The sequence below is a fragment of the Azotobacter beijerinckii genome, assembly GCF_900110885.1.
Taxonomy (GTDB): Bacteria; Pseudomonadota; Gammaproteobacteria; order Pseudomonadales; family Pseudomonadaceae; genus Azotobacter; species Azotobacter beijerinckii.
The window spans coordinates 1-5,794 of record NZ_FOFJ01000016.1 but is presented as its reverse complement, the minus strand read 5'-3'; the positions used below and the strand labels follow the sequence as shown (position 1 = coordinate 5,794).

The window sequence follows — 5,794 nt, the reverse complement described above, 5'->3', positions numbered from 1 at the left end:
GCCTGTATGCCTGTCTGTATGCCGCCAAAAATCAACTCACATAAAATCCTTTACTTTCAGTAAGTTGATGAATAGGTTAGAAGCTCGCCGAGCGCCAGACACGACAAAGCCCTAGGAGAAATCCTGGGGCTTTTGTTTTTGGCTTGTGTATTTTTTGTGCAATGGGATGAACTCGAGTCAATCCCAAGGACCTTCTGAACGTACAGATTGAGGCTCCATGCCATGAGGCACAACGAGCCATCGCCGCCGTACTTTCCACTGCCGACCGCGAAATCGTAACCCTGCAAAAGCAGCTCGACAGCCTGAAGCAGGAAAAGAAGGCCCTGATGCAGCAGCTGCCACCGGCAAGCGCTGGGTGACGATCAAAGAAGCCTGAAAGGAGTCGCCATGCTGACGGCCATTCATATCAAGGGATTCAAGAGCTATCGGGATCAGCGGCTGCAGCTGTCGCCATTGACCCTGATGATCGGGGCCAACGCCTCGGGCAAGAGCAATGCGCTGGAAGCCTTCCGCTTCCTGTGCTGGCTCGGCCAGGGCCAGAAGCTGTCGGTACTCCGCCACAGGGTCGACGATTCGGAGCAGATCCTGCGCGGGCAGGTCAGGGACCTTCCCTACCTGCAGAGCCAGTCGTTCACTCTGGGTTGCGAAACCGACGATGAGGAGTGGAACAGCCTCAGCGTCGAGATCGTCCTGCGCGACGACGAGCTGCATATCGTTCAGGAAAGCATCGGCTCGTCCCGGCAGAAATTCCCGCTTTACCGCATCGAGCAGCCCTCCAGCGGCCTGAGTACCGACGTGCGCGTCGCCTATAACAACTTTGCGCGGGGTGGGCAGAAACCACAGATCACCTGCACCGACCAGATCGCCATCCTGAACCAGTTGGCCAGTTCGGCCATGTTCGACTCTGGACACAAAAAGGCGCAGAAGGTCATCCCGGAAACCACCGGCCACTTTCAGCGTCTGCTGGCCAATACCCTGTTTCTCGACCCCGTCCCCGCCCTGATGCGTGGCGACAGCCCCCCGGACAAGACGCTGCGTGGCGACTGCGCGAACCTGTCCGGCGTGCTCTACACGCTCTGGCAGGACCAGGCGGTCCGGCCGGCCATCATCGCGTTCATCAAGAGCCTGCCCGAGCAGGACGTCAAGGATGTCCGCTTCTTCGAGGATCGCCGCGGGCGCGTGTCTCTGGAGCTGGTCGAGAGCTTCGGCGAAGTCGAGCGCAACTGGTCGGTGGAACTGCTCTCCGACGGCACGCTCAGGGTGCTGGCGATTGCCGCCGCCCTGCTGTCTGCGCCGATGGAGTCGACCCTGGTGATTGAGGAAGTCGATAACGGCGTGCATCCTTCGCGCGCCCGGCAATTGCTTAACACCATGCGCGAACAAGCCGAACAGCGCGGGGTGCGCCTGCTGCTGACCACCCATAATCCAGCACTGATGGATGCGTTGCCCGACAGCGCACTGGGCGATGTGGTGTTCTGCTACCGCGACTCTGCACAGGGGGATAGCCGCCTAGTACGCCTTTCGGACCTGCAGGACTACGCCGGGCTGGTTTCCCAGGGACCACTGGGCGAGCTGGTTACCAACGGCATTGTCGATCGCTTCGTCAAATCGCCGGTCACGCCAGAGCAGAAACGGCGGAACGCACTGGCTTGGCTGCAGAAAATGCAGGGGGAGATCGAATGAGTGCGGTCTGCCTGATCGATACCAGCGTGTTTCTCAACCTGCTGAATGTGCCGGGATGTAATCAGGATGCAGCTGGCGTGGGAGCCGATTTTGTCGAATATGTCGGCAACGACTGCACCTTTATCCTGCCGATGGCGACCATTCTGGAAACCGGCAACCATATCGCCCAGAACGGCAATGGCGGACTCCGCCGGAAAACGGCGCAACGATTCTGTGCAGAGATTAGGGGCGCCTTTACCGGCGAAGCTCCCTACCGCCCCGGTGAGTTTCCCAATACCCAGGAAATCCTCGGCTGGCTGGACGAGTTTCCGAACAAGGCCGGCCACAACAAATCGCCCACCCGAACCGGTGAAGGGACCAGCTTCGGCGATCTCAGCATCATCAAGGAATACGAGAAGTGCGTAGCGCGCTTCCCGATGAGCGAGGTTTTCATCTGGTCCCTGGATGAAGACCTGGCTACCTTCCACTACGTCCCGGCCCGCCGTTGATGCAGGGCAATGAGGGACGCTACAGCACCCGCGGTACGGTGGCCAAACTCTGGGCAGCCTAGCGCGAGGAAGCGAACGAACTAAGCCTGCCGAGCGCCACGCCTTTCACTCTCTTCTTCGTCCGTCGAAGCCAGCCGAAACGAAAAGGGCGGATGCCGGTTTCATCCGACATCCGCCCCATGGCCAATCCCCGGCTGCGTCGGGGAAGCTGCGCCAGGCGCAGCCCTCGCTCAACGAGCCCTGTTCGCTACGCCCTCCATATTCGTCATATTCGTCGCCGAGCCGGACGAGGGACGCATCCAGCGTCCCAGACACAGGCCAGCCACGAACAGGATGAAGCATGCGAACACGATGGAAAGAACAAGAGAGATCAGCATGTGGTTGCCCTCCTTGGCGGGCGTGGTGACGGGATCGAATCTAGCAAGCGATCTCGCTTGTCAACATTGATCTAGCTCATGATCATGCGGCATTTCGACTCGGATCTGACCGTTGATCGCCCACCGGCAAATCTCCGGCGGTTGGAAAGCGCTCCAGACGATGTCACCCTGCTGTAACAAACAGCGCCTCCGTCGGCTGTCTGCGGGCAGCGGGACGCAGGGCGGTGCCTCCTTCAACCTCTGCCTGCGAGTATCGAAGTGTCCGACGCGATTTCCTCCGAGTCCGGCTCCAGCATCTACCGCTATCCCGGCTTCCTGCCCTTCCTGATCGGCCGCCTGGCGGCCGTCTGTGCCCTGCAGATCCAGGCCGTGGTGGTCGCCTGGCAGGTCTACGACGCGACCCGCGACCCGCTGTCGCTGGCCTGCGTCGGCCTGGCCCAGTTCATCCCCATGCTGCTGCTGTTGCTGCCGGCCGGCGATCTGATCGACCGTTACGACCGCAAGCGCATCCTCGCCATCAGTTGGGCGGTGGAGGCCCTGTGCGGCGGCCTGCTGCTCTGGCTGTCGCTGGGCGACACGCTGAACACCGCGGCGATCTACGCCGTGCTGGCGCTGTTCGGCTGCGCGCGGGCCTTCACCGGGCCGACCCTGCAGAGCCTGCTGCCGCAGGTCGTGCCGCGCGAGCGGCTGGCCGCGGCGATTGCTGCCAACAGCATGATCATGCGCGGCGCCACCATCGCCGGACCGCTGTTCGGCGGCGGACTCTACGCCCTCGGCGGCGGCCCGCTGAGCTATGCGTTCTGCATGGCCGCCTTCCTGCTCGGGCTGGGGCTGCTGCGCTGGGTGCCGGTGCGCTTCGCCGAGCCCTCGAAGACCCTCGAGGCGACCGCCTGGCAGCGCTTCACCGCCGGCATCGTCTTCATCCGCTCGCGACCGATCGTCCTCGGTACCATCTCCCTGGACCTCTTCGCGGTGCTGCTCGGCGGCGTGGTGGCTCTGCTGCCGATCTACGCCCAGGAAGTCCTGCAGGTCGGCCCGGAAGGACTCGGCGCGCTGCGCAGCGCCATGGCGATCGGCGAGGTGCTGGTCGGCCTCTACCTGAGCGTGCGGCCCTTCGACCGCCACGTCGGCCTGACCATGTTCGCCGCGGTCGCGCTGTTCGGCCTGGCCAACCTGGTGTTCGCCCTGTCCAGCCTGTTCTGGCTGTCCTTCCTGGCCCTGCTGGTGGCCGGCGGCGCGGACATGGTCAGCATGTACATCCGCTCCTCGCTGATCCAGTTCTCCACCCCGGATGCCATGCGCGGGCGGGTCAACGCGGTGAACATGCTGTTCATCGGCTCCTCCAACGAGCTGGGCGAGTTCCGTGCCGGCAGCAGCGCCGCCTGGTTCGGCACGGTGCCGGCGGCGGTGCTGGGCGCGCTGTGCACGCTGACGGTGACGGGCGGCTGGATGTGGGGCTTCAAGTCGCTGCGCCGGGTCGACCGCTTCGAGGACGCCTCGCCCGCTGCCGTCCCCGAGGCCCCGGCCATCCCGCAGCGCGAGGGCGCCGCGGCCGTATAGCCGTTCGGCGGGCCGGGGACGGCGTTGCCGTCGCGATGCCGAAAGCCCCGCCCCCTACAGGTGGGGCTTCATGATGCCGATCAGCAGGCTGATGCTGAAGAAGGACATCAGCGTGGTGAACAGCAGAGCGGCGGCACAGCGGCCCTCGACGCCGAAGCGCTGGCCGAAGATCGGGTAGACGCTCAGCATCGGCGCGCTGGCGAACAGCACGCCGGCCACCATCAGCACCGGGTCCACGTCCGGCAGCAGCGAGAAGAGCAGGAAGACCGCCAGCGGGTGCAGGAGCAGCTTGCCCACGGCGATCATCCGCAGCTCGGCGAACAGGCCATGCAGCTTCAGGCCGTAGAGCGAACCGCCGATCACGAACAGCGCCACCGGCGCCGACGCCGAGGCCAGCATGTCCACCACCTTGCCCGGAATCGCCGGCAGGCGCGCCTCCAGCAGGGAGAGCAGCAGGCCGACGAGCATGGCGATGATCAGCGGGGTCCTGGCCAGGCGCCTGGCCGTCTCGCGCAGCACCTTGCCCGTGGAGCCCTGCTGCCGGCCGGCCTCGGCGAGGGTCAGGCTGAGGGGGATGATCAACAGGTGCTCCACCAGCATGTTCAGCGCCAGGCCGATGGCCGCCGCCGGGCCGAGCAGCATGGCGACGATCGGGTAGCCGACGAAGCCGCTGTTGGAGACGGCCATGCCCAGCGCGGAGATGGCGCCGGTGTCCAGGGGCTCGCGGCGCACTCTGAGGGCGAACAGCAGGCCGAGCAGGTACACGATCAGGGAGCCCGCGCAATAGGCCAGCAGATATTGCCAGTTCATCACCTCCTGGAAGGGACTGTCCGACACGGCCTTGAGCACCAGCGCCGGCAACGCGAAGGTGATGACGAAGCTGCCCAGGCCGCGGATCTGCTCGCGGCTGATCACCTCGAAGCGGACGGCGAAGAAGCCCAGCCCGATCAGGATGAAGATGGGCAGGGTGATGGAGAGGATCTGCAGCACGACGGACTACCTTGGCCGGATGGGCCGGAAGAGAAAGCGTGGAGGGCATTCGCAGACGGTACTGCGCGGCGCGATCTGCCGTGCCGGGCGCAACGCGGTCAAGGCACGGGGGCGAAGACCCGGGAGTCCCCGAAGCGTCGAGGCGTTGGCCGATCCGGCGGGACCGACGGGCCGCCCGGCCAGGGAAGAGCCCGTCGTGCACCACTATATCCCCACGAGCACGGCGGCTAGAACAGCGACAGCGGATACTGGACGATGATCCGCTGCTCGTTGAACTGGTTGTTGCTGCCCCAGTCGCGGCGCATGGTGATATTGCGCCAGCGCAGGGTCAGGTTCTTCGCCGGGCCGCTCTGCACCACGTAGGCCAGCTCGCTCTCGCGGCCCCATTCCTTGCGGTTGTCGAGGCCGCCGGCCTGGATGTTCGAGCCGGAGATGTAGCGGGTCATGAAGGTCATCCCCGGCACGCCCAGCCCGACGAAGTTGTAGTCGTAGCGCAGTTGCCAGGAGCGCTCCCGGGCGTTGTCGTAGCTGGCGTTGTAGCTGTCGTTGGCCAGGGTGCCGCCGCTGGTGCCGTTGACCCGCAGCCACTTGCTGTCGCCGCTGACCCGCTGCAGGCCCAGGTAGACGGTATGGGCGCCGGTCTTGAGCGAGAACAGCCCGGACAGCACCTTGTTGTCCAGGTGGCCTTCCAGCGCG

6 protein-coding genes are annotated in these 5,794 nt (G+C 64.7%); 3 read left to right on the top strand and 3 right to left on the bottom strand.

The window, feature by feature from the left end; all coding sequences use genetic code 11:
* The first annotated feature begins 387 nt into the window (after positions 1-387).
* A complete protein-coding gene (locus BMY22_RS10250) occupies positions 388-1,683 on the top strand; it encodes an AAA family ATPase (RefSeq protein WP_090621718.1) in 1,296 nt (431 codons plus the stop codon).
* Positions 1,680-2,171, top strand: coding sequence for a hypothetical protein (locus BMY22_RS10245; protein WP_090621716.1), 492 nt, complete (start codon positions 1,680-1,682; stop codon positions 2,169-2,171). Before BMY22_RS10250 ends, BMY22_RS10245 begins: the two co-directional genes overlap by 4 nt.
* 230 nt (positions 2,172-2,401) lie before the next feature.
* Here the strand turns inward: BMY22_RS10245 and BMY22_RS24325 are convergent, their stop codons facing one another.
* A complete protein-coding gene (locus BMY22_RS24325) occupies positions 2,402-2,548 on the bottom strand; it encodes a hypothetical protein (RefSeq protein WP_167363723.1) in 147 nt (48 codons plus the stop codon).
* 252 nt (positions 2,549-2,800) lie between these two features.
* On the opposite strand from BMY22_RS24325, the gene BMY22_RS10240 reads away from it, so the two are divergent.
* Positions 2,801-4,108: an MFS transporter gene (locus BMY22_RS10240; RefSeq protein WP_425265971.1), complete on the top strand. Its 1,308-nt coding sequence runs from the start codon at positions 2,801-2,803 to the stop codon at positions 4,106-4,108.
* 54 nt (positions 4,109-4,162) lie between these two features.
* Here the strand turns inward: BMY22_RS10240 and BMY22_RS10235 are convergent, their stop codons facing one another.
* Positions 4,163-5,098 carry an AEC family transporter gene (locus BMY22_RS10235; RefSeq protein ID WP_090621715.1) on the bottom strand — a complete coding sequence of 312 codons (936 nt, stop codon included), beginning with the start codon at positions 5,096-5,098 and terminating at the stop codon, positions 4,163-4,165.
* A 227-nt stretch (positions 5,099-5,325) separates the two neighbouring features.
* Positions 5,326-5,794, bottom strand: a 469-nt coding sequence (locus BMY22_RS10230) for an OprD family outer membrane porin (protein ID WP_143068478.1), incomplete at its 5' end; no start/stop codon positions are given.